Below are 25010 nucleotides of genomic sequence, written 5' to 3'. Positions count from 1 at the left end.
CGCCACCAGCCGAATGGTATGACCTATCCCCTGGAGCTTGCGCGCTCAGTCGTGGGCACTGCCGCAAGCCTCCATCCCGACCAAGCAAGGCGGAAGGTTCACGAAGAATGACGCTACCTTGTCGCGGCGAGGCTGCTTCTTCACCAGCACCTTGCCGTGCTGGTCGATTCCGTGGACCTGGAACACGTTCTTCGCCAGGTCGATGCCAACAGCCGACAGCTTCATGGTGGACGCCCCTCTCGGTTCAAGTGGTTGATCAACGTCTCCACTTTGACACGTCGATGCCGTTACGGGTGGGGGCGGTTATCCCATTGCATACGAAGAACTGGCGCGTCGTGCATGGATCGGCGAGGATGCAGGCCAATGACGCACCTGCTTAAAGGAAGAAAGATGCGAGGAGCCGATAGCTACAACGAGGCCTTGTTCAGCACAGTCAAGCTCGACGAGTTCGTGCCGGTAACTTGCCTGTACCGCAGGTATTTCAATGGCCTGTTAGCGGTTGAACGGGTCGGAATACTCATTCGGTCCTCGCCGTTGATGAATCCCTTCATGCGCCACCTCACTCCGTACGGGTGATCAGATTTTACGAAGACCACGGGCGTTTCCACACAGCCTCGGCCCGTTGGGGTCTTTGCAGTTGTTCCAAAACTGACCACGCAATGGTTCTTTTGTATGAACCGTGTGATGGAGATGATGATCTCAACCCGGAACAGAGCTACGCCACAGCCCCTATTGGCATCACTTTACTGAACGTTCGTCGAAGATAGCTGTGCATCCAAGTGATCGACAAATACACGCACTTTGGGAGACAAATGCCGACTGGAAGGCCACAGCGCTTTGAACTGGCCACCGCCCCCGACTTGATCGGGGAGCACACTTTGAAGCCGGCCATCGGCAAGTGCCTCTCTGACCAGAAAATCCGGCATGCACGCTATGCCCAGGCCACGTACGGCAGCTCCGAAAATTGCCTCCACGTTGTTGCAGGCCAGCACGGTGCGCAGACGGGCCTCCGTAAAGTCTGTGGCCTGCAACAAAGGCCACTCCAGCAACTTTCCCGAATCTGGGTGACGAAAGCGAATCACGGCATGCCGCTCCAGGTCACGTGCCACCATTGGTGTGCCATGACGCTCCAAATACCCGCGCGACGCGCACAACAGCAGTCGAAATACGTTGAGTGGCCGGGACACAAGTCGGGAGTCGGGCAGATCACCGCTGCGGATCGCGACATCGACGCCCTCATCGATCAGATCCACGGTACGGTCGCTGAAGTTGATATCGAGCTCCACCTCCGGATAGCGAGCCAGAAAGTCCTCAATCACAGGCAATAGAAAGTGGTGTCCAACGATGGGTGCGCTCACGCGCAGTTTGCCGCGGGGCGCATCCCTTGCATGCGAGAGCATCGCTTGCGCATCGTCAAGATCATCAAGGATGCGGCGGCAGCGCTCGTGAAATAGCCGTCCCTCGTCGGTTAGCTGGATGCGACGCGTACTGCGCTGCATCAGTCGCACGCCGATCTGTTTCTCGAGCCGAGCCACGCCTTTGCCAACTGCTGACGCCGATATTTCAAGAGCGCGACCTGCAGCGACGAAGCTCCCGAGCTCCGCCGTCTTCACAAAGGCCAGCAGGCCACTGAGTTTGTCCATCAACGTACGTTTTCCTTATTACGGATATTCCTTCCGTTATGAATGGAGGAAATGCATATTTTCGATTGATTCGATCCACTCTAACATTTGCAGATCACTACCCAACCTCTGTAAGTGTCAGAAGCGCATGCCACGCCCTCTATTCGTCCTTGTTGATCCTGGCGTCCACTGGGATGCACTCATGAGCCTCCATAGTGAGTACATGTCCTGGGTCCATCGCGAAATAGAGCGATGCCTAGGAGATTCTGCGCATGGCAAGGCCGGCTTGTTGTGCCCTAAGGACAGCACCGGTGTGATTCATCAGATTTGCGCTGACCAAGCAGCGAGGGGGGTGTTCTATCTGATCATGTTGGATGAAAATGTCGCCGGAATGTGTGGCTTGCGTTCTTCCCACGGCGACATTGCTGAGGTCAAACGTATTTATGTTCGCCCTCAATACCGGGGCAAGCACTTGGCGCAGCAGGCCCTGAGGCGCCTCATTGAGGACGCAAGAGGCCTGGGATTTGGCGGAGTCTGTCTCGACACAGCCCCGTTCATGACAAAGGCGCACCGCTTATACGAATCCCATGGATTTGCAGACTGCCCAGCATACGAAGGCACAGAGGTCCCTCCTGAGTTTCGCGCTGGCTGGCGCTTCATGTACCGCTCCGTAATGGATACACCTGCAGGCTGGCGGTCATGAGAGATCGCCAACGACGTCAGATTGGTTCCTCGTCCATCCATATCGGTTTCAAAGCGGACGGAAAAACGCAGGCTGCCGGCGACGAAGCCAGTGTCTCAACGTGCGCACGATCCATCCAAACACAAGCGCGCCAGAAGCATGAGCATCGGGATGCTTGGCCTGTTCAATGGACAGGCGCAACGACACTCCTGCTGCTTCCTCTGGTCTTGCAATACTTTGGTCACCACTGGGTCCGCATTGCCGACACCTGTCTTCTGTACATGATGTTGGCTCTGGGAATGAATATCGTGGTGGGTTTCGCCGGACTGTTGGATCTCGGCTATGTGGCCTTTTATGCGCTGGGCTCCTACACGTTCGCCCTGTTGGCGTCACCGCATCTGACTGAAAACTTTGCCTGGATCGCAGCCGTGTTCCCAGAAGGGCTGCATATGCCATGGTGGATTACCGTTCCGTTGAGTGCCATTCTTGCCGCATGCTTGGGTGTGTTGCTAGGAGTCCCCACACTCAAACTGCGTGGCGATTACCTGGCCATCGTCACCTTGGGTTTCGGGGAGATCGTGCGACTCCTGGTTGTCAATATGGTCCATCCGGTCAACATCACGAACGGGGCCAAAGGAGTCGGTCCCATCGATTCAATCCGCATCTTCGGTCTGGATCTGGGTAGGCCGCTGTCCTTCGCAGGCTGCCAAGTCGCTTCGGTCACCCTGTACTACTACCTGTTCTTGGTACTGGCAACGCTGACGGCAGTCATCTGTTACCGCGTGGAGGATTCACGTGTAGGCAGAGCCTGGAAGGCCATTCGCGACGATGAAGTTGCCGCCGAGGCCATGGGGGTCAACACCCGAAACATGAAGCTGCTCGCCTTTGGGATGGGGGCCGGTTTTGGAGGCATCGCGGGGACCATGTTTGGTACGTTCCAGGGGTTCATATCCCCCGAAGCCTTCAGCCTGCAGGAGTCGGTCATGATCGTTGCCATGGTGATGTTCGGCGGCATCGGTCATATCCCTGGTGTGATTTTGGGGGCCGTTCTACTGACGGCGCTGCCGGAGGTGCTTCGTTATGTCACCGGCCCCCTTCAAACCATGACAGATGGACGACTGGATGCAGGCATTCTTCGCCCCTTGTTCATCGCGATGACCATGATCGTCACCATGCTTTTGCGTCCGCACGGCTTATGGCCCTCGCCTCAATATGGCAAGGCACTGCAATGAGAAAGCAGCAGATTTTTTATGCCTATAAGCAATTTGCCAGATAGCATCTAGAAAATAAGGACTTGAGCCCAGTCCAGCTTTCTCGCTGCTAACTTGTGATGGATGAAGCTTGCAAATCATGAAATAAAAATGCGTGCATTTGTTAAGAGTGGCTAACACGACCGGTCCACGAACCGAGAACAGATGATGGCTCACCCCAGCGCTGTACGACCTCTTCGTCGCTTTCGTTGAAGGCATGCTTGAGGTACAGCAGAGCCACCATCAGCCGGGTGGGCAAAAGTGGGCGACCTGCCGCAGCCACACCCGAGCCCACCACTGAGACGCTGGGGCCGAACAAAACCATGTCCTCGATGCGCTTGCCGGCGCGCACCTGGCGTGCAAACCGGTGAGCCAAAGAGGCCTCCAACTCTTGCCAGGGCATGCGGTTGGCAAGCACCGCCAACGGGTGGCGCAGATCAATCATCTGGTCAAGGCGGTTGCGGAAGAAGTCAGCGGTCATGGTTGATCGGGCCTCAGGCAAAACTCCCAGGAATTGGGCTGTGGTGAATATTAAATTGGGAGTTCTGGGCTGAGGCAATGGCCTGCGGGGCCAATGTTCATGCGGGTTGCTGGGGTTTGGCAGGGACGACTAATTAAAGAGCTGTATTTATTTATATTTGGAATGATATTGGTCTTTATTGCCCTCTTTCATATAAATTTGGATAAATTAAGGCGACCAATATCATTCTGTCATTTTCAAATTTGTTCAAATTAAGAACGGCTAACGCTACTCACTCCTGAAGGCCTGCGGAGCAGTTATGCTCTGCGCCCCCATGGCCCGACGTCCCGTAAGCAAAGAACTGCGGCAGCAGCTACAGCCCCTGATCACCGCCTGTGTTCCATCCAATAAGGGAGGCCCTCGCAAGCGCACTGTCAGCGGGACCAATCGGCACGACTCAATGCTGTTCGAGCCATGCATTGACGTCATCCCAGCGCTGAGAGGATTGCCGGGTCACCCACGCCAACGCCCCAGAAAACTGCATGCGGACAAGGGCTACGACTACCGTCGTTGCCGGGCCTATTTGAAGGCCAAAGGCATCTTGTGCAGGATTGCCCGTCGAGGCGTTGAAAGCAGTCAACGGCTGGGAAAACACCCCTGGGTTGACGAACGCACGCACGCCTGGTTTGGCGGGTTTGGAAAACTGAGGATCCGATTCGAAAGACGGCTCGATATCCATCAAGCCTTGCTCACGTTGGCCGCAGCCATCATCTGTTCTCGGTTCGTGGACCGGTCGTGTTAGCCAGTCTAAAGCGCAGCTGATCACGATTGCACTGGCACCAACAAACGTGTGGGTCTATGCTCTGATCCTACGTCGGATTGAAGCCGAAGTGGATAGGGAGTGGTATGGATGGGTTGGGCTTATCTGAAGCGACTGGAGCGGCGTTGCCCGTGGATTACCAAAGGCTGTTTGATGGCGCTCCTGGGCTTTTCCTTGTTCTGGACACCGATCTGCGGATCGTCGCGGTCAATCAGGCCTACGCGCAGGCCACCAAGACGCAGCGGGAAGTGATTCTTGGCAGGGGAATCTTCGACGTCTTTCCTGACAACCCGGATGATCCGGCCACCGAGGGCGTGCGCAATCTGCGTGCTTCACTCGTCCGGGTGCTACAGACCGCACAGGCCGACGCGATGCCGGTGCAAAAATACGATATCCGCCGCCCGGAGTCGGAAGGCGGCGGGTTCGAGACTCGCTATTGGAGTCCCCTGAATACCCCGGTCGTGAATGAGCAGGGGCTTCTGATCCACATCATCCACCGGGTCGAGGATGTGACCGAACTGCTGCAACTGAAACAACGGCTAGCAGACGGCGTGCAGACGGTGGAGCCGGTGGCTGGGGCATTGGCTCAGGAGGCCGACATCATTGCCCGCACCCGCGAGGCGGCCGATGCCAATGCCCAACTTAAGACCTCCAATGCAGTTCTGGATCGTCTGTACCGACAGACTCGAGAGCTGGACGATCTCAAGACCCGTTTTTTTGCGCATGTCAGCCATGAGCTGCGAACTCCTCTCACCTTGATCCTGGGGCCACTTGGCAGATTGCTGGCTTCCCCAAGGCTCAACGACTCAGAGCGCCAAGCGCTGCTCATGATGCAGAGAAATGCACGGTTCCTGCACCGTCAGGTCGACGATTTGCTGGACATCGCGAAGCTGGATGCCGGCCGATTGGGACTGCAATACAGTGAATTGGACTTAGCGTCACTGGCTCGCAGGTTGGCTGCAAACTTCGAAACCCTGGCTGAGGACCATCGAATCCGCTTCCGCCTGGACCTGCCCGGCACGCTTTGGGGCCAGTTCGATGGGGACAAATGCGAACGGATTCTGTTGAATCTTCTGTCGAATGCTTTCAAGTTCACCCCGGACGGGGGGATCGTGAGCCTGGCATTGCGTCAGGAGGAAGGCTTTGCGGTATGCAGGGTAGGCGACAGTGGTCCTGGGATTGCGCCAACGCATCAAGAGGCCGTGTTCGAACGCTTCCGCCAACTCGACGGAAGCCCAGTACGCGGCTCCGGAGGCAGCGGACTCGGTCTGGCCATCGTCAAGGAATTCACCTTGCTGCATGAGGGCTCGGTCACCCTGAGCCAAGCCCCCGAAGGGGGGGCCTGTTTCCAGGTCAGGCTTCCTCTGCAGGCCCCCCAGGGGGTCACTGTCGAGCCTGCGCGCCCTGAACCGGTCCAGGCGCCCACGCCGGAGTATTCCCCTGTGGCGCAGACCGACGACAGAGAAGAGTCCGAGGCCGGTGGTCGTGACAGACGCCCCTTGGTTCTGGTGGTGGAAGACAACCCGGACATGAGCGCCTTCATCGCTGCGGTGCTGAGCGCTTCCTGTCGGGTGGTTCAAGCCGGAGATGGTGTGGCAGGCCTGCAGATGGCGCTGGAACGGCTGCCAGACCTGATCGTTTCCGACGTGATGATGCCGGGCATGGACGGTGAACAACTGGTCCATGCCTTGCGCGAACACCCTGAGCTTGACGACTCTCCGATTGTCATGCTGACCGCCAAGGCCGATGATCGCCTGCGCTCGCACCTGCTGCTGCAGGGCGTCCAGGATTTTATGCAGAAGCCTTTTTCGGTGGACGAGCTGCTGGCGCGCGTCGGTGGCTTGCTCAAGGAACGACGCCGGGTGGGGCGCCGTCTGCACAGCCTGGAGGAGCGTTTCAGGGCCACCTTCGAACAAGCGGCTGTGGGCCTGGCCCATGTCGCACCCCATGGCCATTGGCTGCGGGTCAATCAGAAGTTGTGCGACATCGTCGGCTACCCGCGCGATGAGTTGTTGAGGCTCAGCTTCCAGGACATCACCCATCCCGATGATCTTGACCGCGATGTGGCCCAGGCCGGGCGTGTGCTGACGGGTGAGTTGAACCATTACTCGCTGGAGAAGCGCTATCTGCGCAAGGACGGTCAGGTGGTGTGGATCCAGCTCACGGTGTCCTTGGTCCGAGACATTGAAGGGCAGCCCGAGCACTTCATTTCGGTGATCCAGGACATTGATGCCCGCAAGGCGGCGGAGCGGGCCTTGACGCACAGCGAAGAACGCTTTCGCCACATCGCCGACACCATCCCGCAGGTATTCTGGCTGTCAGAGGGGGATTCTGGCCAACTGAGCTATGTCAGTCCGGCCTGCGAAAGAATCTGGCGCCAGACGCCCGCTTCGCTCTGTCTGGACGCCGAGTCCTACCTGTCTTCTGTGCACCCGGAGGATCGGGCGCAAGTGCAGAAGACCAAGCGCCATGCCGTCAGGGCTCAGCTGGATTTCGCGCTGGAATACAGGATGCAATTTCCTGATGGCTCCGTGCGTTGGGTTCAAGAAAGCGGTCGACCCGCTGTGGGGGAAAATGGTCTCAGACTGTTTGTGGGCATGGCCCAGGATGTGACCGAACGCCACTTCAACGAAGCCCGGCTGCGTCAGGCCGCCACGGTGTTCGAGTCGGCGCGCGAAGGTGTGATCGTCACCGACGCCAACTGCGCCATCCTGGCTGTGAACCAGGCCTTTTCAGAGATCACCGGATTCTCCGAGCAACAGGTGCTGGGAGAGAACCCGCGCCTGCTGCGCTCGGATCGACACGGCCCCGAGTTCTTCCAGGGGATGTGGGCGAGCCTGAAAGAGAGCAACCACTGGCAGGGCGAGATATGGAATCGCCGCAGCGGCGGCGAGTTGTATCCCGCCTGGATGACCATTTCCCGGGTACTCGATGCCAGGCAACAGCCGACCCACTACGTCGGCATGCTGACGGACATCAGTCAACTTCGACGCAATGAAGAGCAATTGGCCCGTCTGGCCCACTACGACGCCCTGACCCAATTGCCCAATCGACTCTTGCTGCTGTCACGTCTGGAGCACAGCCTGGATCATGCGCGCAGAGCTGGGCATGAGGTCGCGGTCCTGATCATCAATCTTGACCGACTCAACACCGTGAACGACAGTCTGGGCCATCAAGCGGGTGATCAATTGATTCAGGCCGCTGCGCAGCGCCTGGATGCGCTTGTCCGGGAGTCCGATACCCTCGGCCGACTGGGCGGGGACGAGTTTCTGCTGATTCTGGAGACCATTCCGACACCGAGCATCGCGGCCCAGATTGCGCAGACTATCCTGGAGGCCCTGATTGCGCCTTTTGAGATGGCGGATGGACAGCGGGTCTATCTGAGCGCGAGCCTGGGTATTGGCCTGTATCCCGACAATGGCGAGACCGCGGCAGAACTGCTGCGGGACACCGACACCGCGCTGCAACAGGCCAAGGTTCAGGGCGGCAATCAGTTCTGCTTCAGTACCTCGGCCATGAACATGGACGCGCGTGCCCGGCTTGACATGGACAGCGCACTGCGAAAAGCCATCGAGCGTCACGAGTTGCAGCTCCATTTCCAACCTCAGATCGAGTTGAAGAGCGGGCGCATTGTCGGTGCCGAGGCCTTGATCCGGTGGCGCCGTTCGAATGGCAAGATGGTGATGCCTTCGCAATTCATCCCTTTGGCGGAATCGACGGGACTCATCGTTCCTATCGGTGCCTGGGTGATGGACGAAGCCTGCCGTCAACTGAAGCACTGGATCGACCTGGGCTGGCAATTTGGCCGGGTCGCGGTCAATGTCTCTGCCCGACAATTCCGTTCGGGGGATCTGACCGAAGTGGTGAGCGCGACCTTGGGTCTGCACGGCATTGCGCCCGGACACCTGGAACTGGAGTTGACGGAGAGCATGCTGATGGACGACCCGGAGCGTACCATTGGCACATTGCACCAGCTCAAGAACCTGGGAGTGCAACTGTCGCTTGATGATTTCGGCACCGGCTATTCAAGCTTCTCCTACCTGAGTCGATTTCCCATCGATACGCTCAAGATCGATCAGTCTTTTGTCAGACCCATTGCCACAGATCGCGAGTCCGCCCTGATCGCTGCGGCCATCCTGGACCTGGCCCATCGTTTGAAGCTCAAGGTCATCGCCGAGGGCGTCGAGACTCGGGAGCAACTTGACTATCTACGCGACAACCAATGCGACGAAATGCAGGGTTACTGGTTTTCCAGGCCAGTGCCTGCCGCTGACTTTGAAACCATGCTGCTGCATCACGGGTTGCTTTCTCCTTCTTGAGAAGAATGGATGGCCCATTCATTGAAGCTCAGTTTGGTGGTGATCACGACGCTGGTGCGTTCGTAGAGTTTGGACAACAGGTGGAACAGAAGTGCCCCACCAAAGGCACTGAAGGGCAGGTAGCCCAGCTCATCCAGAATCACCAGGTCGGCATACGCCAGCCGGTGAGCGAGCTGTCCAGCCTTGCCTTGAGCTTTCTCGTCCTCCAATGCGTTGACCAACTCCACCGTTGAGAAGAACCGCACCCTGCGGTGGTGATGTTCAATCGCTTGCACGCCCAGGGCTGTGGCAATGTGGGTATTACCCGTGCCCGGTCCGCCCACGAGCACCACGTTGTTGGCATCCTCCAGGAACTCACAGCGGTGCAACTGCCGAACCAAGGCTTCATTGACCTCGCTGTGGCTGAAGTTGAAGCCCGTCAGGTCTCGATAGGCTGGGAACCTTGCCACCTTGAGCTGATAGGCCACCGAGCGTACCTCGTCGTCCCTGCCAAACCCCAGCAACCCGCATGAACATTGGCCCCGCAGGCCATTGCCTCAGCCCAGAACTCCCAATTTAATATTCACCACAGCCCAATTCCTGGGAGTTTTGCCTGAGGCCCGATCAACCATGACCGCTGACTTCTTCCGCAACCGCCTTGACCAGATGATTGATCTGCGCCACCCGTTGGCGGTGCTTGCCAACCGCATGCCCTGGCAAGAGTTGGAGGCCTCTTTGGCTCACCGGTTTGCACGCCAGGTGCGCGCCGGCAGGCGTCCTGTTAATCGCTGCATGGCTGGTGCTGGCCTGCTGGTCCATGTGCTGATGAGCATGTATGCCGATCACACGCCGCTGTATTGCCTGTTGCAGATCTACGCCCGCCAGGGTGCCGATCTGGAGCGTTCAGTCCGAGCGTGAAACTTGGTGTTAGCGGACGGGAAGAGCAGAGCGATACTCTGAGGCCGCGTTCAGTCGGCTGCGGAGGGCGCAGGTACCTCGTCAGTCCTGACTGGGTTGCTGGCCGTGGGTAAGGGCAGCGCCTTCACACAAATCCGTCCCCGACCACTCGCCTTGGCTTCATACATGGCCTGGTCTGCCTTGCGCAGAAGCATGTCTGCCGTGTTGCCGTGGTCTGGAAAGAAGGACACACCAATGCTGGCCCCTACCCGCACCTCGACGCCGCTGTCCAGCACAAAGGTGCGGCGCACGCAGGCCAACACGCGGTTCAAGACCTGCTCATGATCCGGCTTGGCCGCCAGGGGGTTCAGAATCAGTACGAATTCATCGCCACCGGTACGGCATACCGTGTCCGCCGGCCGAAGTTCTTGTTCAAGCCTTCGGCCTATCTCCCGCAGCAGTAAATCACCGGCCTCGTGGCCGTGTTGGTCATTCACGGCCTTGAACCCATCTAGGTCGAGAAAACACACGCCAATGACTAACCCATTTCTGCGCGCGTTCGCAATTGCGATCTCCAATCGATCCGTCATCATTCTTCGGTTGGGCAGGCCCGTCAGGCCATCGTGATAGGCCAGGGCCTCAATCTTCTCGAACAGTAGATGGGCTTGGGTGACATCTTCCAGCAACCATAGCGACTCGCCATCCTTGCCCGCCAGATAGCTGCCGAACACCTTGATCCAGAGCACTTGCCCGTTCTTGCTGCGCATCTGGATTTCGGTGCGGTAGCGGCCATGATCTTCCAACTTGGCGTAGGCCTGTTCGCCGACCCGGACATAGGCGGCCTCATCGACATACAGTGCGCGTATCGGCTGCCCCACCAGCTCGCTCTGATCGAAATCGAAGATCCGAGTCATCCCCCGATTCATCCAGATCACCTTTCGGTCCACCAGCTTTACGATCCCGATCAGGTCGTTGTCAAGCATGGCTTGCTGTTCATTGACTAGGCCATCAAGCTGCTGCTTCAGGTAGTACATGCTGGTGATGTCATGCATCACCGTGCGGATCTGCCAGCGAGGCTCCAGCCCCTCGGCTATGGCGGTTGCACTGAGGCTGACCCGGCGTCGGGGCGCGCCAAGTGCAAGCTGCAAGTTCACTTCGATGTCTTGGGCGCGGCCCTCGGTCTTGACCCTGTCCAGCAGGCCCGCCAAGGCCTGCTGGTCTGCGCCATCCAGGAAGTCGGCCAAAGACCGGCGGCCGATAAGATCTTCGGGCGCTTGTTGCAGCCAGCGCTGACCTGTGGCATTAACCTGTAAAAAAACACCTTGTTCATCCATCACGTGATAAGCACAAGGCGCGTTGTCCCAGAGGTCTTGGGCGCGGTCGTTGGAGGCCTTGAGTTGGGCTTGCAGTTCGTTGCGGTGTGTCATGTCCCGTGCCGAACAGAATACCAGAGCCTGTCCATCGATTGTCACTTTGGAGGCGTAGATCTCAACGCAGATCTGTTGTCCGTCGGCCCGCCGGTAGAGGGTTTCGCGACGCAGGCTCGGCCGCCGATCAAGCACCTTGCCCCAGACCATCACGTGCCTCGAGCTAAAGCCCGGCAGCCAGGTTGACACCGAACGCCCGATCAACTGCCCGCGTCGATAGCCCAACAATGTCAAAAAAGTGTCCCCCACCTCCACCAGGGTGCCCTTCGAATCCAGAACATGGGTGCCGTCGCTGGCAGTCCGCAGCAGCGCCTGGATGCGTTGCCCCTGGCGCGCTAGGGCCTGGGCATGGGTGGATTCGCGGTCCCAGGCGCGATAGATCAGCCAGGCACACCAGGCGATCACGCCAATTGCCAACACTGCCAATACTGTCACCTGCAGCACCTGAAGATGCCAAAGGCGCAGATAGCCCGCCGTGGCCACTCCAGCAATGACTGTCAGCGGCTGTTGGGGCACGCTCAGGTAGACGTTGTTGCGCTCGATTTGGTCGATGGCGGTGTGGGCGGTGAATTCGCCCGAAGCTGTCTGGCGAGCCAATGCACGAAGAAAATCGTCGGACAGTCGTAAGCTCCCGATCGGCTCTGGCGCATCATCGTCCGGCTCGAAGGTCTCGCGGGCAAGCAGCCGCATCGAGGGGGTGTAGCGCAGGCTAATGGCGCCTTGTGGCCCCAGTGCAACCGAATCCATCAATGATTGAAAATGGGCGGTGGCCAGCAGGCCATAGACCGCCCCTTCACCACCGCCGTCGCCATCCTCAGCAGACACCCTGCGTCGACCCAACAGAAGCACCCAGGTGTTCTTGGGCGCTGCCAGTTGAACCAGGGACAGCACCGTCAGCTTCGTCGAGCGAGACGCCTGCAATGCATCAAAAATCTCATGCTCCAGCGCGGGCAAGTCAGGAATCTCCTCCAGTGCAGCTAGGCCGATTCGCTGACCAGCTGAGTCAAGAATCCCAACAGCCAGCAGACCCTGTTCCCGGTCCAGCGTGTCATGAATCTGGCGCAACGGCACTAACTTCCCCCTCAGAGGGGCTGCATGCCGTGGTTGGGCCAACTCGGCACGGGCCAGGACGCTGTCCAGGCGCAGTAAATCCAGCGCAATCGCCTTCTGCAGACTCTGCGCAGTACTGCGGGCGATTCCAAACGCCTGCGCCTTCAAGCTGGCCTGACTTGTGTAAAGCCAGAACATAGATAGTGCCACCAGACAAACCCCCAGGATACCGATGCCAACCCAGGTGCGGCGGATCAACAGAGCGCGCAGGTGCGGGCTCGCTGTTTCATACTGAGGAATTTGAAACATACTAGTGCTAGGTCAAGTTTGACTTGAACCGAATTTATCATAAATACCATTTTAAATGGTATTGTTTACCCGAAAATAGGGGATTGACATGGTATGGGCAGCTTGAAATAGGCCGAAAAAGCGCAAAACGCATTCCAGGGCGGATCTGGGTGTTCCACTGAGCTGCTGAATCCTTCAGCAGGAAGATTCGAGGTGATCACCATGGACATGACTGGCAGAAGCCCCGTTTCGCCTCAGCACCCATGAGCGGCGGAGGCGTTGCTGTCCAACGCCACTGCTTTGTGAATGCTCTCCATGTCACCTTTCCGCTCTGTTCCATGCCGATGTCATGGGCAGCTATATTCAGCTTGAAAGGTTCGAGCAGGCTCGGTAGGCCGTTGCTCAAGGAACGCAACAGTTGACCGAGTCGGAGGACTAGGGCGTGTTAACACTAATTCCCAAGACGTATGGAATCGGTGAAACTCGCCACATGGAGATAACGCCCGAACAATTTGCGCGCATCGAACACTGCCTACCCACTCAGCGTGGCAATGTGAGCATGACAAACCTTCAGGTCGTCAACGCGATGCTTTACGTCGCCGAGCATGGCTGCAAATGGCGGGGCCTACCCAAGAGATTTGGTAATTGGCACACCATCTACACGCGCATGCGCCGCTGGGAAAAGGTGGGCGTGCTGGACAAGATGTTTGAAGAGCTGCAACGCCAGCAGGTGGTGCGTATCCGCATTGAAGCGGTCTCACTTGATTCGACCAGCATCAAGGTCCACCCCGACGGGACCGGCGCACTAAAAAAAGCGGTCCTCAGTCCATCGGCAAATCTCGGGGCGGATGGAACACCAAGATTCATCTGGTTGCCGCGGATGCGCGAACGGTCGTAACTTTCAGCCTGTCGCCAGGACAAGCGCATGATGCGCCCGAGGGGCGGCGCCTTCTGCAAAGCCTGGGGCCGACAAACCGTCCCATTCACTTGCTCATGGACCGCGCATACGAAGGCAACGAGACGTGGCAGTTGGCTCTTGACTTGGGGTTCATCCCGGTTGTGCCTCCTACCAGGACACGGCTTGACCCCTGAGAATACGACAAAGCCATGTACAAGCGCCGCAACGAAGTCGAGCGCTTATTCCGCCGCCTTAAAGGCTACCGACGAGTCTTTTCCCGATTTGAGAAACTCGATGCGATGTTCATGGGCTTCCTCAACTTCGTACTGGTTGCCGATGGTCTGAGTGGTTTGTGTTAACAGGCCCTAGGCCATCCGTTACGTGCGTGCAACTCCAATGTGCCTGCGGCCTGCAGATGGTGACTGATGGTGAGTTCCGTCGTGCCTGGTTGCACGTTGAGCGATGAACGTGAAATCCGAGGCACCTCACTTCATCCAGCGGGCTTCCTTTCGGGCCTCACGCAGGTAGTGTTGGTTGGATTCCGAGCAAAGCCATTGTTGGGCTGCCACTCAGATGGCCTGGGCATCACGTGCATCGGTCTTGTCGCGCAGTACAAAGGGGCGGACATGTTTGGCTGGTAGCAGCTTCACTTCATGCCCCAATGCCTGCAGCGTTCTTGCTCAATGGTGGGCGCCGCCACGGGCTTCCAACGCGACGAGCGACCGCTGACAATTGGCAAAGAATGTAGGCACCCGATCACGCCTGAGTTTGTGTCGTTCGACCACGCCTGTCGCTGGCGTCTACGATGTGGAGCTGGAACACGTTCTTGGCAATATCCATTCCGATCACAGGCAGAACTGGGGAAGATTGCATGGTGGGGCCTCCGGTTTTCAAGTGGTTGCGACGAACTTCCACTTTGGCACTTTGATGCTGTTACCGCGAGGCCCTGCCTGAATCTGGTCATAGGCCTACGCGTTCATTAGCGGTGTAGGTGGAGACGTCCATGCCATCTGCACAAATATGAGTTGAACGCGGCAGTGGGCGGGTCATAAGGATTGCCGCTGGTTTACAGCCCATCTAACTCCGTCGATTTGCCCACTGCCGGCGCGAATCGGCGCCGCCCATGCCGATTTGGCGTGTAGCAGACGCGCTCATGCCGCAACTCTCATGAGTTTGCGCTTTGCCATCCACAGATTGGCCAACGCAAGCAGCGTGTGCAACTGCGCCGTGTTCTTGGCCAGCCCTCGGTAGCGCACCTTCACGTGCCTAAACTGGTGCTTGACGACCCTGAACGGGTGCTCCACCTTGGCTCGGATGCGTGACTTGATGCGCTCGATTTCGTCGATGTGGCGTTGCCTGGGGTCATTCTTGTCCAGCGCCCGGCGCTGGCCTGGGCGCGTGGCCACGTTCCAATTCACGCCGGCATTGGCATCAGGGTGCTTTTGCGCGCCCTGGTAGCCTTTCCACCAATCTTGTGCATGACCCCGGCCAAGCATGGAACGCGATCACGGTGGGCGCTTGCACCGACAAGATCGACACAGAAGGACATGCGTCCTTGAATCCAGTCGCTGAAGCCGGTGGCCTCAGTCCCTTCACAACGACAACTAGAACGTGGGATCGAGCATGGCCGTTGAACCCCGAAGTGGTGCTGGAAGGTGGCAATGCGGCCAAGGATGATCTTGGCGCGGTTGACATGGCCAGCCTGAACGTGCTGACGACCCACAACCAGCCGCTGAATCGCTTGTTCACCACCAGCAACGCCACCGGCGCAGCGTCGGCTTTGTGTGCGGGAATGAGGGCGCCCCAGTGAATCCCTCTGATTCCAACTGGCTACTGGGTGAACGGCAACGACATCGTGGATCGCTGCACCAGGATGTCTGGAAAGGCACGGCTGCTGAATTAGCCAGCCGTGGCTTCGTCGCCGTCTATCCTTCGGCAGGGTGGTGGCGGACGCGGCCTGTGCTGGAACGCTATGGCCTGCCAGCACGGTATAGCCTTCTAGTGTCCATTCAGACGCAGCAGATGAACGTTGATCTTTACGCTGCTGTCGCCCAGAAAATCCCTGCCGCGAATGCCGTCGTCGTTCGTAACGAGCGTCCCGGCGCGCCGCCGTCGGGCTCGCGGGCTGCGCCCCACGCTTTGTGCCGAATCGCAGCCATCCGGCTTTGATCCCTTGTTTATCCCATTCCACGTAATCGGAGTGCCGTTCGCGCCCGGTGCCGTTTGGCACCGGCGATTGGCCGCAGCATGTAGCTCGTTATCCCTCGGTGCTTCCAAGCCCGTACGTCAGTCCTGAGCGCATGTCTGCGACTGGTCGGGTAACAGCGCGCAGCGCTCTCTACATGGCGGCAATCGTGGTGATGCGGCACAACCGAACCTGCTATGAGCAGCTGGTAGCAGCAGGCAAGCCCAAAAAGGTCGCCATCGTGGCTTGCATGCGCAAGCTACTGATCATTCTGAATGCCATGGTAAGAACCGGCAGGCCATGGAAAGAAAAGGCGGCAACTGCCCAGGACGATGCGGAGGCTGACATCGTGCCACCACGCGGCCAGTTGGCCTGATCCCTCATGGTCTGCGGGCGACCCAGCCCTTGAAGGTGAATGCGCAATAGAAAAGTTCGATATGAGTGAATCCGGCCTCGCGAAGCAGATCGGCATCCTGCTGGGGTGAAAGTACGGGTAGCCGCTCCTTGATCGCAGCGATGCTGCCTTCGGCCTGTGCGATAGGCACGCCGGATGCAGCCGCGAACGCCGCATTGCGCGCGAGCCATCTGTCCCTGACGGGATCCTCGCTGGGAAAGCTATGATGTGCAACGACAAGGGGGCCACCGGGCTTGAGCCGCAAGTGGATTTCCTTCAAGGTTCCGAGGCGTTCGACCGGCGGCAGAAAGTGAAGCGTCAGAAGACAGGTCGCGCCATCGAAAGGCCCGATGGGCGCACTGTCGATATAGCCTTCGTGCAGGCGCACAAGAGGCGTCATAGGCCCGAGGGTCGTGCGGGCCAGGTCGAGCATCTCGGCAGAAGGGTCCACGCCGTCGAAGTGCCAGGCGGACTGCATCTCGGCGAAGGCCTTCAGCTCGAGCCCGCCGCCGGCGCCGAGCACCAGGATGCGTGCGTCAGCTGGCGCACGTTCGGCCAGCAGTACACCCGCCATCCTGTGCAAGTCCCGAAGGCCGGGCACTATCCTCGCGGTTCTCTCTGCATAGCTCGATACGGCCGCCGGGTCGGAAAACGGGGTCATCGGCAGCCGCCTTCCGTTTGCACGGGTGCGATGGTTTCGGGCCAAAGCAACGAACGGTGGACCTGGGTGCCTGCCATGGCGCCGCTGCCCACGGCCAGCGACACGGATTGAGGCGCCCGCGCTACATCGCCGCAGGGAAATATCCCAGTGACTGAAGTCTTGTTCTCGGAATCGGTGCGCACCTGAACTCCCATGGGCGTCTCTTCCAGCACGCTGCCTACCACTTCGGCCAGAGAACTGGAGGGAGATGTGCGCGTCGCGGTGAACAGACCCGCAAAGCGCAGCAACCGCCCGTCGGCCATCACCACGTCTGCCGTTCCTTCGATCCTGCCAATGGGCGCTTCCTCGATCGTCACGGCCCGTCGCTCCAGCGCGGACCTGGCTTCCTGACTCAGTTCCACAGCGCCGTTGACCAGCAAGGTCGCATCGCCCCAATCAGTCAGCAGTTCAGCCTGGTGGATGGACATCGGGCCGGTGGCGACGATGCCTATGCGACCCTGGCCGAGCTCGTAGCCATGGCAGTACGGGCAATGGAAGACCGCCTCGCCCCAGCGCACTGCGAGGCCTTCGACGGCAGGTAGCTGGTCGGCCACGCCGGTGGCCACCAGGATGCGGCGGCCTTGGTGCGATACGCAATCGGACGTCGTGACATTGAATTCATCCACCTGCCCTGTGATGGCATCGATCCGGCCTTCAAGCCACGTCAGCGTCGGATAGGCTTCGACCTGGTGGCGCGCGCTCGCCGCTATTTCGCCGGAGGCAACACCATCCTGGCCGAGAAACCCGAGGGAATGGCTGGCGAAGCGGTTGCGCCGCTCGCCCGCATCGATCACGAGCACGGACCTGCGCGCCCGCACCAGTTGCATGGCCGCGGCTATTCCCGCGTAGCTTCCGTCGATGACGATGACGATGACGTCGTGGTGCATGCTCAACTCCTTTTGCGTCGTGCAGCCGCGTGCCGTCGCGAAAAGTCCGCGGCCAGATCGGCGAGGGTAATTTCGGAGAACCGCTTCAGGAGCAGCGCCTCGGCCTCGGCAAACGTGCCCTCGAGCGCGGCATTTACCGATTGCTCGACCAGGCACTCCGGTGTCTCATTGCGGTTGCCAACGGCAAACACGGCCGGCTCACCCAACGCCTCGTGCAACTGGCGCAGGGTGACCGAGCCCAAGTCGGCATGGATGCGCCATCCGCCCGCGTGGCCGCGATCGGACGTAACGATGCCCGCTTCGCGCAGATACCCCATGGTGCGCCGGACGACGACGGGGTTGGTGCCCAGGCATTGGGCCAAGGTCTCGGAGGTGACCGGTCCATCCTGCTCGGCCATGTGCAGCAGCGCATGCAGCACGGAAGACAGGCGGCTATCTCGTTTCATGTAACTAATGATGTTTCATTTAAAGCGATGCGTCAAGACAGATTTGACCTGCGGATGAGGTCCCAACGCAAGCCATCGTGGGCGGGCGGTGCGAACTTTCGGATGGCGTGTTATACGATTTGGGGCTCATCTACATGGAGGTCAGTTAGGGAACGTCTTATATGGGCGCCTCCCGGATTGCAAGAACTCGTGTGTGTGACGATTCAGGAGGCAGGGCTGCAGTCTTATATCCGGCCTGTTGTGCAAGCTGGTAAGCCTGCTGGCCCTGATGGTTTTCGCTGACGAGGTTCCCATCTGCACACCGAGCTCCTTGCTCTTGTTCCCTAGCCGTAGCACCGGTGATTCGACTCGAAGATCTCAGTAATGGACTGCCGGACCTAGAGGTATTTGTCGCCCACCGCTGTACGGGCCCGGTGGTAGAAGTACGAGCTACGGGCCAGCCCTACCTGCGCGAGGAGCTCTGGGAGGCCGTATTGCTCTCTCAGGGCGTCAATCAGCAGTGCCTTCTCCCTGTTGCTGAGGAGCTGCAGATTGACGCCCAGGCCTTTTTTTAACAGTTCATGGACCTTATTCAAGAGGTCCTCAATTGCCGGACCTCGCGGCGCAATGCAGCTACTTGCAGCTCGAGTTCGTCGCGCTCTCGTTGCTGCGGGGATTGATGGGTGTGTTTCATTGAAGCAGGGGCCTCACGCCCCAGAAGCTGATTCTTCCAGTTGTACAACGTCGGCCTGCTCACACCAAGCTTCTGGGCAACCACCTGCGCACTTCCCTCGCGAGTGCACGGTTCAAGGACCGCCAGCTTCTTCAGTTCCGGCGGCCGAGGTGCGCTGACTGCCCTGCCGACAACGGGCTGCCGGGAGTCGAGGGCCAGTTCGTTAATCCAGGAACGAAGCAAATCGCGGCTCGGATAGCAACATCAGCGCAGCCACTTGACAGCGTCGGTGCCGATGCAATCCGTGCTCGCTCCGATGACTCCATACAAACGTTCGTCTTCGGGTTAGTCCTCGTTTGATATCAGTGCGCTGATATTAATATCAGTGTGCTGATACAAATCGTGCTAGACAAACAATGGAGAAATGTATGTTCCAAACGGAAAGCAATACTCAAATTAGAGGTGAGCGCCAGCGCGGCCACAGTCCAATAACGTCCTGGTCGACTTTGTGGATGGTCACCTTGGCCTTGGTCGGTACCACGCTGCTATCAGCTTGCGGCGGCAGCAGCAGCAGCAGCGGTAGTTGGCTCACATCCTGGGCTGCGTCGCACAACCGTCCTGAGACACCAGCGAACCTTTCAGACAGTACGGTGAGAATGATTGTGCGTCCGACGGCAGCAGGCAATGCAGTGCGCGTGCGCATTGAAAACTCCGTGGGCACTGCGCCGGTCACTTTCTCTGCGGCCTATGTCGGAGTGGCTGGTATTGGTGCAACGGTCGACGGCATCAACGTACGAATGACCTTCAATGGCAATGCCTCGCTCACTCTGGCACCTGGTGCGCAGGCTTGGAGCGATGCCGTCAATCTGCCTGTAAATGCCTTCCAGCGCTTGGCCATCAGCCTGCATGCGAGCTCAGCAACCGATGCGAGTGCACACACGTTGGGCCTGACCAACAACTTCATTGCACAGGGCAACTTGGCTAATTCAGTGGAGGGGAAAGGCTTCAGTCCCGTGAATCCAGTATTGACGGGAACAGCCATCGCCGCCTACCCAGTCTACTGGGTGGGCGCCGTTGACGTCATGTCAACAATGCGTGGAACGATCGTCACGCTAGGCGATTCAATCACGGACGGCTTTTGTAGCACAACGACCAACGGTGGAACTTTGACTGGAGGCGTCGCAGTGATGGATCAATATCAACGCTGGACCGACATTCTGGCCAATCGCCTCGCGGCCCTACCCGAAGATCAGCGAAAAGCCGTTGCTAACGCGGGCATATTGGGAAATCGTGTTGTGTTAGCTGGAGGTTTCGGACCGTCGGCGTTAGACCGTTTGGACCGAGACGTGCTGGCGCTTTCGGGCGTCAGTCACGTAATTTTCTTTGAAGGCACCAACGACATCGTAGGTGGAGCTTCTTCGGCAACACTGATTGCTGGGTCACAGCAAGTATTGGACAGCCTCCGAGCACGTGGTCTGAAAGTGATTGCAGGGACGATCATCCCCCGTGGTGCCCCAACTGGAGGTCTTACGGCGGAACAGGAAAAAGTGCGGCTTGAGGTGAATGCCTGGATTCGTACTCCTGGCCGCTTTGACGGCGTGATTGATTTTGATGGGCTGATGGTCGGTGGAGGAAAGTCCACGACAGGTGCTGAGACCATCAAGCCTGAGTTCAACTGTGACAACGTGCATCCCAACGCAGCGGGATATGCCGCGATGGGCAATGCAATCAATTTGGACCTGTTCAAGAATTGAGAACTTGGATTGACGGGCCAAGTCCATCTTGAAAGTGGGCAGCAAGAAGCAGGTGTTCGAGCCTACCCAGCTGGTCGAAGATTCATGCTTCTTGGGCCACCCCTTGATTCCTCTATCAACGGAGCGCCTCTGCGAGTCGTCGTAGCAGCGCTGCGACTGCCTTTGAGTCGATCGGGGCAGAAGCGCTCTGTAGACGGGTCTCAGCGTCTGCCACGATCCCACCAGCTGCTTCCAGTACGTCACGTCCCAATGCCGTTAGCTCCGTCATTTGAACCCGTCCATGTTCAGGATGTGCAGTCCGCGAGATGAAACCTGCACGCTCAAGAGCAACGAGGATGCCCTGCATCGTTTGTGGCGTCACAAACGCGCGGCGCGCAAGCACAGCGTTCGACGCCCCGGCCTCCTTCTTGAGTAGTGTAAGAGCCGCATATTGAGGCGTGGTTAGGCCGATCTCTCGCAGTCCTGCATCGAGCCGAGCGCGAAGGGCCTGTTGGGCCAACTTCAACGCAAAGCCGATCGTCGCATACGGATCGCTCATTTCAGGGGAGACTTTTGATCTAGACATGTCAGTGTCCTTATATTAGTATCAGTGCATTGATATGCTACTTTATTTAACCAAAGGAACCCTGCAATGTCTCATCTCATCGGACCCGATTTCATCGGCATACAAACCAAAGATCTCGAAGCCGCGCGGACTTTCTATGCAGAAGTCCTTGGACTGGCAGTCGCCGCCTTTAGCCCTCCCGGCGCGGTCGTCTTCGACACAAAGCCAATTCCATTCGCTATTCGAACGCCCATTGCGGAGCTAAAAGGGACAGGTGGGCTCGGAGAGGGGATCGCAATCTGGTTCGGTTGCGACGACGCTGATGCGCTACATGAACATCTTGTCGAGCACGGGACAGAAATTGTCTTCGCACCAAAAGACGGGCCGTTCGGCCGCTACTTTGCGTTCCGTGACCCCTTTGGTTACACGATTACGCCTCATACGGTTGTGAGGTCTTGAGTGCTGCACATCAGAAGAGACCGTCGCAAGATTTCATCTTCAGAGATCACCACATTCGCGCTCAGTGATCTTCATTCCAACCCCTAAGGAAAAGCCATGGCGAGTTCCAATCAATCTCAACTTTTCGTCACAGGCGCAACTGGGCAGCTCGGGCGCCTAGTGATCCATGAACTGCTGAAGCGGGCTCCCGCACAAAGTATCGTGGCGGGCGTCCGATCGCCGGATCACGAGGTCGCCAAGCAGTTTGTTGTCCAGGGTATCGAAATCCGCGTCGCGGACTATGCGCAGCCCGACACGCTTGTCGCAGCGTTTCATGGGATAGACCGGCTGCTGCTGATCTCGTCCAGTGCGGACGATGGACGCTGCGCTCAGCACGAGAATGTCATCAACGCGGCCAAAGCTGCGAGAGTAGGGCTGCTGGCCTATACAAGCCTGCTTCACGCCGATACGTCTGCACTCGGCTTCGGTGACGACCATCGCCGGACCGAAGCGATCCTTGAGGCGTCAGGCGTTCCCTATGTCCTGCTTCGACACGGGTGGTACATGGAGAACCACATGCACCTCATTCCACCGGCGCTTCAGTACGGTGCAGTGCTCGGCTGCGCAGGCGAAGGACGTTTCTCGACTGCAACACGTGCTGACTTCGCCGAGGCCGCCGCCGTCGTGTTGACGTCTGCAGGCCAGGTCGGCCGCATCTATGAGCTGGCCGGTGACGAGAGCTATACCCTGGCCGACTTCGCTGGGGCGATCTCGGCCGCCGCCGGCAAACCCGTCGCCTACAGGGACATGCCCGAGGCCGCTTACAAACGCATGCTCATCGACATGAAGCTACCCGAACCCGTCGCCGAACTCATCGCGGACGCGGATACGGGTGCGTCGAGGGGGGCACTGGAAGACGGAGGCCGGCAGTTGAGTGCGCTGATCGGACGCCCTACCACCGCGTGGCGCCTGGTCGTTGAGCGGGCATCAAGTTCAGGTAACGTGCAATGACTTGCTGGATCGGTGTCGCGAGTCGCGACCGTGTGAAGGTGGCCATTGAAAGAGGCTTTGCCCAGGCCGGTCTCGGCAAGATGGCGCCGGTAAAACGCCTGAAGCGCTGCGACCTCCTCCTCTACTACTCCCCACGGGAAGGACTACCGCCGGGTGCACGTGATGCTTCGCCGCGAGGGCCACAGGGACAACGTCAAACGTGTCTACCGCTTGTACAGGGAAGAAGGTCTGTCGCTGCGCCTGAAAAGGCCGCGGCGCAACAAAGCGGCCAAGTTGCGCCAGCCCAAGCAGTTGGCCCACGCCATGAATGAAATCTGGAGCATGGACTTCGTGGCCGATGCCTTGTTTGATGGCCGAAAGCTGCGCATGCTGACGGTCGTAGATCTGTTCACCAGGGAGTGCCTGGCCATCGAGGTTGGCCAGAGCTTGAAGGGGGAAGATGTCGTGCGAACGCTCAGCGATGTCTGTGTCCAACGTGGCCTACCAGGCACGATCAAGACAGACAACGGAAGCGAGTTCATCTCCAAGGTGATGGACAAATGGGCCTACGAGCGCGGCGTTGAGTTGGACTTCAGCCGGCCAGGCAAACCGACAGACAACGCGGCAGTGGAGAGCTTCAATGGTCGACTGCGGCAGGAGTGCCTGAACGCGAGTTGGTTCTTGTCATTGGCGGATGCACAGACCAAAATCGAAGCGTGGCGCAGGTACTACAACGAGAGTCGTCCCCACTCTGCGCTGGAGTGGGCCACACCCGCTGAATTCGCCCGCAGTTGCTGCCTGCAGGCAGCAACTGCGATGTCAGAGAGGCCGGAAGTTTCTACTTCTGAGCGGTACTGAAACTGGGACAGGGTCAGCACTGGTCGTGATGGAGGCTTGTGGCGGAGCTCACGAGTGGGCTCGCTCGCTGCAGCGATTCGGGCATGAGGTGCGGCTCATCTCCCCGCGTAAAGTTCGCCCCTTTGTCCAACGTAACAAAACGGACGCGGCCGACGCGCAGGCCATTTGGACCGCATGCCAACAACCAGGCATGCGTTTTGTACTCGTGAAAACCGAGGCCCAACAGGTCGTCTTGTCGCTGCATCGCATTCGGGTGCAGCTCATGAAGTCGCGCATCATGCAAACCAACGAACTGAGGGGAATCCTGTACGAGTTCGGCATCGTCCTGCCTGAAGGGCATATGCAACTACTCCTGGCGCTGCCAGACACGTTGAACGAAGCAAGGCAGCGTTTGCCGGCCATGCTGATGGACAGTTTGGATGAGCAGGTGCGACGCATCAAACAAAATACTGAGGACATTGATAGGATCGAGCGCAGGCTTGCGCAGCAATTGCGCGAATCCCCTTCGTTCCAGGCCATCGCGCAGATTCCACGCGTGGGGCTACTTACCGCAACGGCGGTCGTGGCCAGCATGGGCGACCCGCAAGCGTTCAAAGATGCCAGGGAGTTCTCTGCCTGGGTTGGCCTTGTGCCTCGGCAAACCGGGACTGGGGGCCGCATCAGGCAGCTGGGTATCAGCAAGCGAGGCGATGCCTACCTGAGGACACTGCTGATGCATGCCGCACGGTCAGTGGCACTCAAATGCAAGGAAGGCAGCACGTGGCCATGGCTGACGGAAATGCTCAAGCGCCGGCCACACAACGTGGTGGTCGCCGCAGTTGCCAACAAACTGGCACGCACCATCTGGGCTGTGCTCATCAAGGGCCAGTCCTGGAACCCCAATGCATGGCAGGGCACCGTATGACGGGGCTTTGATCGGAAATTCGAAAACTACTGTTTGAGGAGAGCAAGCGACGTCAAGTGTGTGATGGGACAGACAGGTTGGACCGTGATGGGGATACTCCGATAAGAACCGAGAGCTTCAAGCTCGAGTGTTAGATGGGAACCTCATCAGCGAATGCCATCAGGGCCAGCAGGCACCGCCTGCACAACAGGCCGGATATGAGAATGCAGCCCTGCCTCCCGATCCCTTACGCATCCAAGTCACTTGTAATCCGGGCGGTGTCCATATAAGCCAGTCTTAGCAGTTGCTCTGCTCGGCAGCGTCAACCGCTCCTCAGCTTGGGATGGACCCATTGCGCGCAGCCGCACGCCACAGTTATCACGCATCACTTGTTCGTTGCTGCGTTGGACTTGGAGAATGACCACTAGCACCTGTCAAGCGTCTTTCCTCGCCTCGCTGGACTTCCTTGTCTCTGTAGGCTGAAGTAGGTCAAGTTGACCCATGGGTTGCCCTAACAGGCTGAAGAAATACTCCCCAGACTCCAATCCCGACCTGCCCCACAGCCGCAGGCTGGCGCGCTTTTTTCA

At 58.6% G+C, this 25010-nt stretch carries 14 protein-coding genes and 11 pseudogenes; 13 read left to right on the top strand and 12 right to left on the bottom strand.

Going from position 1 to position 25010, the window contains the following annotated elements:
* Window positions 1-48: 48 nt before the first annotated feature.
* Together AC07PT_RS27145 and AC07PT_RS27140 are read right to left on the bottom strand one after the other, a co-directional pair.
* Window positions 49-225 (bottom strand): annotated as a pseudogene (locus AC07PT_RS27145) (IS110 family transposase); the annotation flags it as partial.
* A gap of 518 nt (window positions 226-743) precedes the next feature.
* Complete coding sequence (locus AC07PT_RS27140; RefSeq protein ID WP_492350138.1) at window positions 744-1643, bottom strand: LysR family transcriptional regulator; 900 nt, start codon at window positions 1641-1643, stop codon at window positions 744-746.
* A 127-nt stretch (window positions 1644-1770) separates the two neighbouring features.
* On the opposite strand from AC07PT_RS27140, the gene AC07PT_RS27135 reads away from it, so the two are divergent.
* Together AC07PT_RS27135 and AC07PT_RS27130 are read left to right on the top strand one after the other, a co-directional pair.
* A complete protein-coding gene (locus AC07PT_RS27135; protein ID WP_492350137.1) occupies window positions 1771-2325 on the top strand; it encodes a GNAT family N-acetyltransferase in 555 nt (184 codons plus the stop codon).
* Window positions 2322-3536, top strand: a complete 1215-nt coding sequence (locus AC07PT_RS27130) for a branched-chain amino acid ABC transporter permease (protein ID WP_492350136.1) — start codon at window positions 2322-2324, stop codon at window positions 3534-3536. The genes AC07PT_RS27135 and AC07PT_RS27130 overlap by 4 nt, the downstream gene beginning before the upstream one ends.
* 190 nt (window positions 3537-3726) lie before the next feature.
* On the opposite strand, the pseudogene AC07PT_RS27125 reads toward AC07PT_RS27130, so the two are convergent.
* Window positions 3727-4056 (bottom strand): annotated as a pseudogene (locus AC07PT_RS27125) (IS5/IS1182 family transposase); the annotation flags it as partial.
* A gap of 391 nt (window positions 4057-4447) precedes the next feature.
* Here AC07PT_RS27125 and AC07PT_RS27120 point away from each other — a divergent pair.
* A pseudogene (locus tag AC07PT_RS27120) lies at window positions 4448-4816 on the top strand (transposase); the annotation flags it as partial.
* A 149-nt stretch (window positions 4817-4965) separates the two neighbouring features.
* Window positions 4966-9153, top strand: a complete 4188-nt coding sequence (locus AC07PT_RS27115) for an EAL domain-containing protein (RefSeq protein WP_494658752.1) — start codon at window positions 4966-4968, stop codon at window positions 9151-9153.
* A gap of 11 nt (window positions 9154-9164) precedes the next feature.
* Here the strand turns inward: AC07PT_RS27115 and AC07PT_RS27110 are convergent.
* A pseudogene (locus AC07PT_RS27110) lies at window positions 9165-9632 on the bottom strand (ATP-binding protein); the annotation flags it as partial.
* A gap of 109 nt (window positions 9633-9741) precedes the next feature.
* On the opposite strand from AC07PT_RS27110, the pseudogene AC07PT_RS27105 reads away from it, so the two are divergent.
* Window positions 9742-10047 (top strand): annotated as a pseudogene (locus tag AC07PT_RS27105) (IS66 family transposase); the annotation flags it as partial.
* A 53-nt stretch (window positions 10048-10100) separates the two neighbouring features.
* Here AC07PT_RS27105 and AC07PT_RS27100 read toward each other — a convergent pair.
* Window positions 10101-12815: a diguanylate cyclase domain-containing protein gene (locus AC07PT_RS27100; protein ID WP_494658751.1), complete on the bottom strand. Its 2715-nt coding sequence runs from the start codon at window positions 12813-12815 to the stop codon at window positions 10101-10103.
* 469 nt (window positions 12816-13284) lie between these two features.
* Between AC07PT_RS27100 and AC07PT_RS27095 the strand changes: the two are divergent.
* Window positions 13285-14051 (top strand): annotated as a pseudogene (locus tag AC07PT_RS27095) (IS5 family transposase).
* 213 nt (window positions 14052-14264) lie between these two features.
* On the opposite strand, the pseudogene AC07PT_RS27090 reads toward AC07PT_RS27095, so the two are convergent.
* Both AC07PT_RS27090 and AC07PT_RS27085 read right to left on the bottom strand, forming a co-directional pair.
* Window positions 14265-14565: pseudogene (locus tag AC07PT_RS27090) on the bottom strand (IS110 family transposase); the annotation flags it as partial.
* Window positions 14566-14843: 278 nt separating this feature from the next.
* Window positions 14844-15152 (bottom strand): annotated as a pseudogene (locus AC07PT_RS27085) (transposase); the annotation flags it as partial.
* A 14-nt stretch (window positions 15153-15166) separates the two neighbouring features.
* Here AC07PT_RS27085 and AC07PT_RS27080 point away from each other — a divergent pair.
* Window positions 15167-15502 (top strand): S8 family serine peptidase, encoded by a 336-nt coding sequence (locus AC07PT_RS27080; protein ID WP_492350133.1) that lies wholly within the window; start codon window positions 15167-15169, stop codon window positions 15500-15502.
* 502 nt (window positions 15503-16004) lie between these two features.
* Window positions 16005-16253: pseudogene (locus AC07PT_RS27075) on the top strand (hypothetical protein); the annotation flags it as partial.
* 4 nt (window positions 16254-16257) lie between these two features.
* Here the strand turns inward: AC07PT_RS27075 and AC07PT_RS27070 are convergent.
* The 4 genes and pseudogenes from AC07PT_RS27070 to AC07PT_RS27055 form a co-directional block, all read right to left on the bottom strand.
* Window positions 16258-16932 (bottom strand): class I SAM-dependent methyltransferase, encoded by a 675-nt coding sequence (locus tag AC07PT_RS27070; RefSeq protein ID WP_492350132.1) that lies wholly within the window; start codon window positions 16930-16932, stop codon window positions 16258-16260.
* Window positions 16929-17858 (bottom strand): NAD(P)/FAD-dependent oxidoreductase, encoded by a 930-nt coding sequence (locus tag AC07PT_RS27065; protein WP_492350131.1) that lies wholly within the window; start codon window positions 17856-17858, stop codon window positions 16929-16931. Before AC07PT_RS27065 ends, AC07PT_RS27070 begins: the two co-directional genes overlap by 4 nt.
* Window positions 17859-17860: 2 nt before the next feature.
* On the bottom strand, window positions 17861-18304 hold the full coding sequence (locus AC07PT_RS27060) for an Rrf2 family transcriptional regulator (protein WP_492350130.1): 444 nt from the start codon (window positions 18302-18304) through the stop codon (window positions 17861-17863).
* Window positions 18305-18684: 380 nt separating this feature from the next.
* A pseudogene (locus tag AC07PT_RS27055) lies at window positions 18685-19214 on the bottom strand (transposase); the annotation flags it as partial.
* A gap of 170 nt (window positions 19215-19384) precedes the next feature.
* On the opposite strand from AC07PT_RS27055, the gene AC07PT_RS27050 reads away from it, so the two are divergent.
* The gene (locus AC07PT_RS27050; RefSeq protein ID WP_492350129.1) at window positions 19385-20710 is read left to right on the top strand and encodes a GDSL-type esterase/lipase family protein; all 1326 of its coding nucleotides are present in this window, start codon (window positions 19385-19387) and stop codon (window positions 20708-20710) included.
* A gap of 115 nt (window positions 20711-20825) precedes the next feature.
* Here the strand turns inward: AC07PT_RS27050 and AC07PT_RS27045 are convergent, their stop codons facing one another.
* Window positions 20826-21275 (bottom strand): MarR family winged helix-turn-helix transcriptional regulator, encoded by a 450-nt coding sequence (locus tag AC07PT_RS27045; protein ID WP_492350128.1) that lies wholly within the window; start codon window positions 21273-21275, stop codon window positions 20826-20828.
* A 66-nt stretch (window positions 21276-21341) separates the two neighbouring features.
* On the opposite strand from AC07PT_RS27045, the gene AC07PT_RS27040 reads away from it, so the two are divergent.
* From AC07PT_RS27040 to AC07PT_RS27025, 4 genes and pseudogenes are all read left to right on the top strand, one after another.
* Window positions 21342-21713, top strand: coding sequence for a VOC family protein (locus tag AC07PT_RS27040; RefSeq protein ID WP_492350127.1), 372 nt, complete (start codon window positions 21342-21344; stop codon window positions 21711-21713).
* Between the two features lie 96 nt (window positions 21714-21809).
* Window positions 21810-22703, top strand: a complete 894-nt coding sequence (locus AC07PT_RS27035) for an SDR family oxidoreductase (protein ID WP_492350126.1) — start codon at window positions 21810-21812, stop codon at window positions 22701-22703.
* A 150-nt stretch (window positions 22704-22853) separates the two neighbouring features.
* Window positions 22854-23540, top strand: a pseudogene (locus tag AC07PT_RS27030) (IS3 family transposase); the annotation flags it as partial.
* Entirely contained in the window at window positions 23434-24444 is a 1011-nt protein-coding gene (locus AC07PT_RS27025) for an IS110 family RNA-guided transposase (protein WP_492363003.1), read from the top strand. The pseudogene AC07PT_RS27030 and the gene AC07PT_RS27025, both read left to right, overlap by 107 nt.
* Window positions 24445-25010 lie beyond the last annotated feature (566 nt).

The organism is Curvibacter sp. GW821-FHT09D12 (assembly GCF_059416245.1).
This window is presented reverse-complemented; position numbering and strand designations above follow the sequence as displayed.

Bases quoted from the DNA above. Each gene is read 5' to 3' on its own strand.
- AC07PT_RS27140 (WP_492350138.1), bottom strand. From the start codon at position 1,643: ATGGACAAACTCAGTGGCCTGCTGGCCTTTGTGAAGACGGCGGAGCTC.
- AC07PT_RS27045 (WP_492350128.1), bottom strand. From the start codon at position 21,275: ATGTCTAGATCAAAAGTCTCCCCTGAAATGAGCGATCCGTATGCGACG.
- AC07PT_RS27100 (WP_494658751.1), bottom strand. From the start codon at position 12,815: ATGTTTCAAATTCCTCAGTATGAAACAGCGAGCCCGCACCTGCGCGCT.
- AC07PT_RS27070 (WP_492350132.1), bottom strand. From the start codon at position 16,932: ATGACCCCGTTTTCCGACCCGGCGGCCGTATCGAGCTATGCAGAGAGA.
- AC07PT_RS27065 (WP_492350131.1), bottom strand. From the start codon at position 17,858: ATGCACCACGACGTCATCGTCATCGTCATCGACGGAAGCTACGCGGGA.
- AC07PT_RS27035 (WP_492350126.1), top strand. From the start codon at position 21,810: ATGGCGAGTTCCAATCAATCTCAACTTTTCGTCACAGGCGCAACTGGG.
- AC07PT_RS27040 (WP_492350127.1), top strand. From the start codon at position 21,342: ATGTCTCATCTCATCGGACCCGATTTCATCGGCATACAAACCAAAGAT.
- AC07PT_RS27130 (WP_492350136.1), top strand. From the start codon at position 2,322: ATGAGAGATCGCCAACGACGTCAGATTGGTTCCTCGTCCATCCATATC.
- AC07PT_RS27060 (WP_492350130.1), bottom strand. From the start codon at position 18,304: ATGAAACGAGATAGCCGCCTGTCTTCCGTGCTGCATGCGCTGCTGCAC.
- AC07PT_RS27135 (WP_492350137.1), top strand. From the start codon at position 1,771: ATGCCACGCCCTCTATTCGTCCTTGTTGATCCTGGCGTCCACTGGGAT.
- AC07PT_RS27050 (WP_492350129.1), top strand. From the start codon at position 19,385: ATGTTCCAAACGGAAAGCAATACTCAAATTAGAGGTGAGCGCCAGCGC.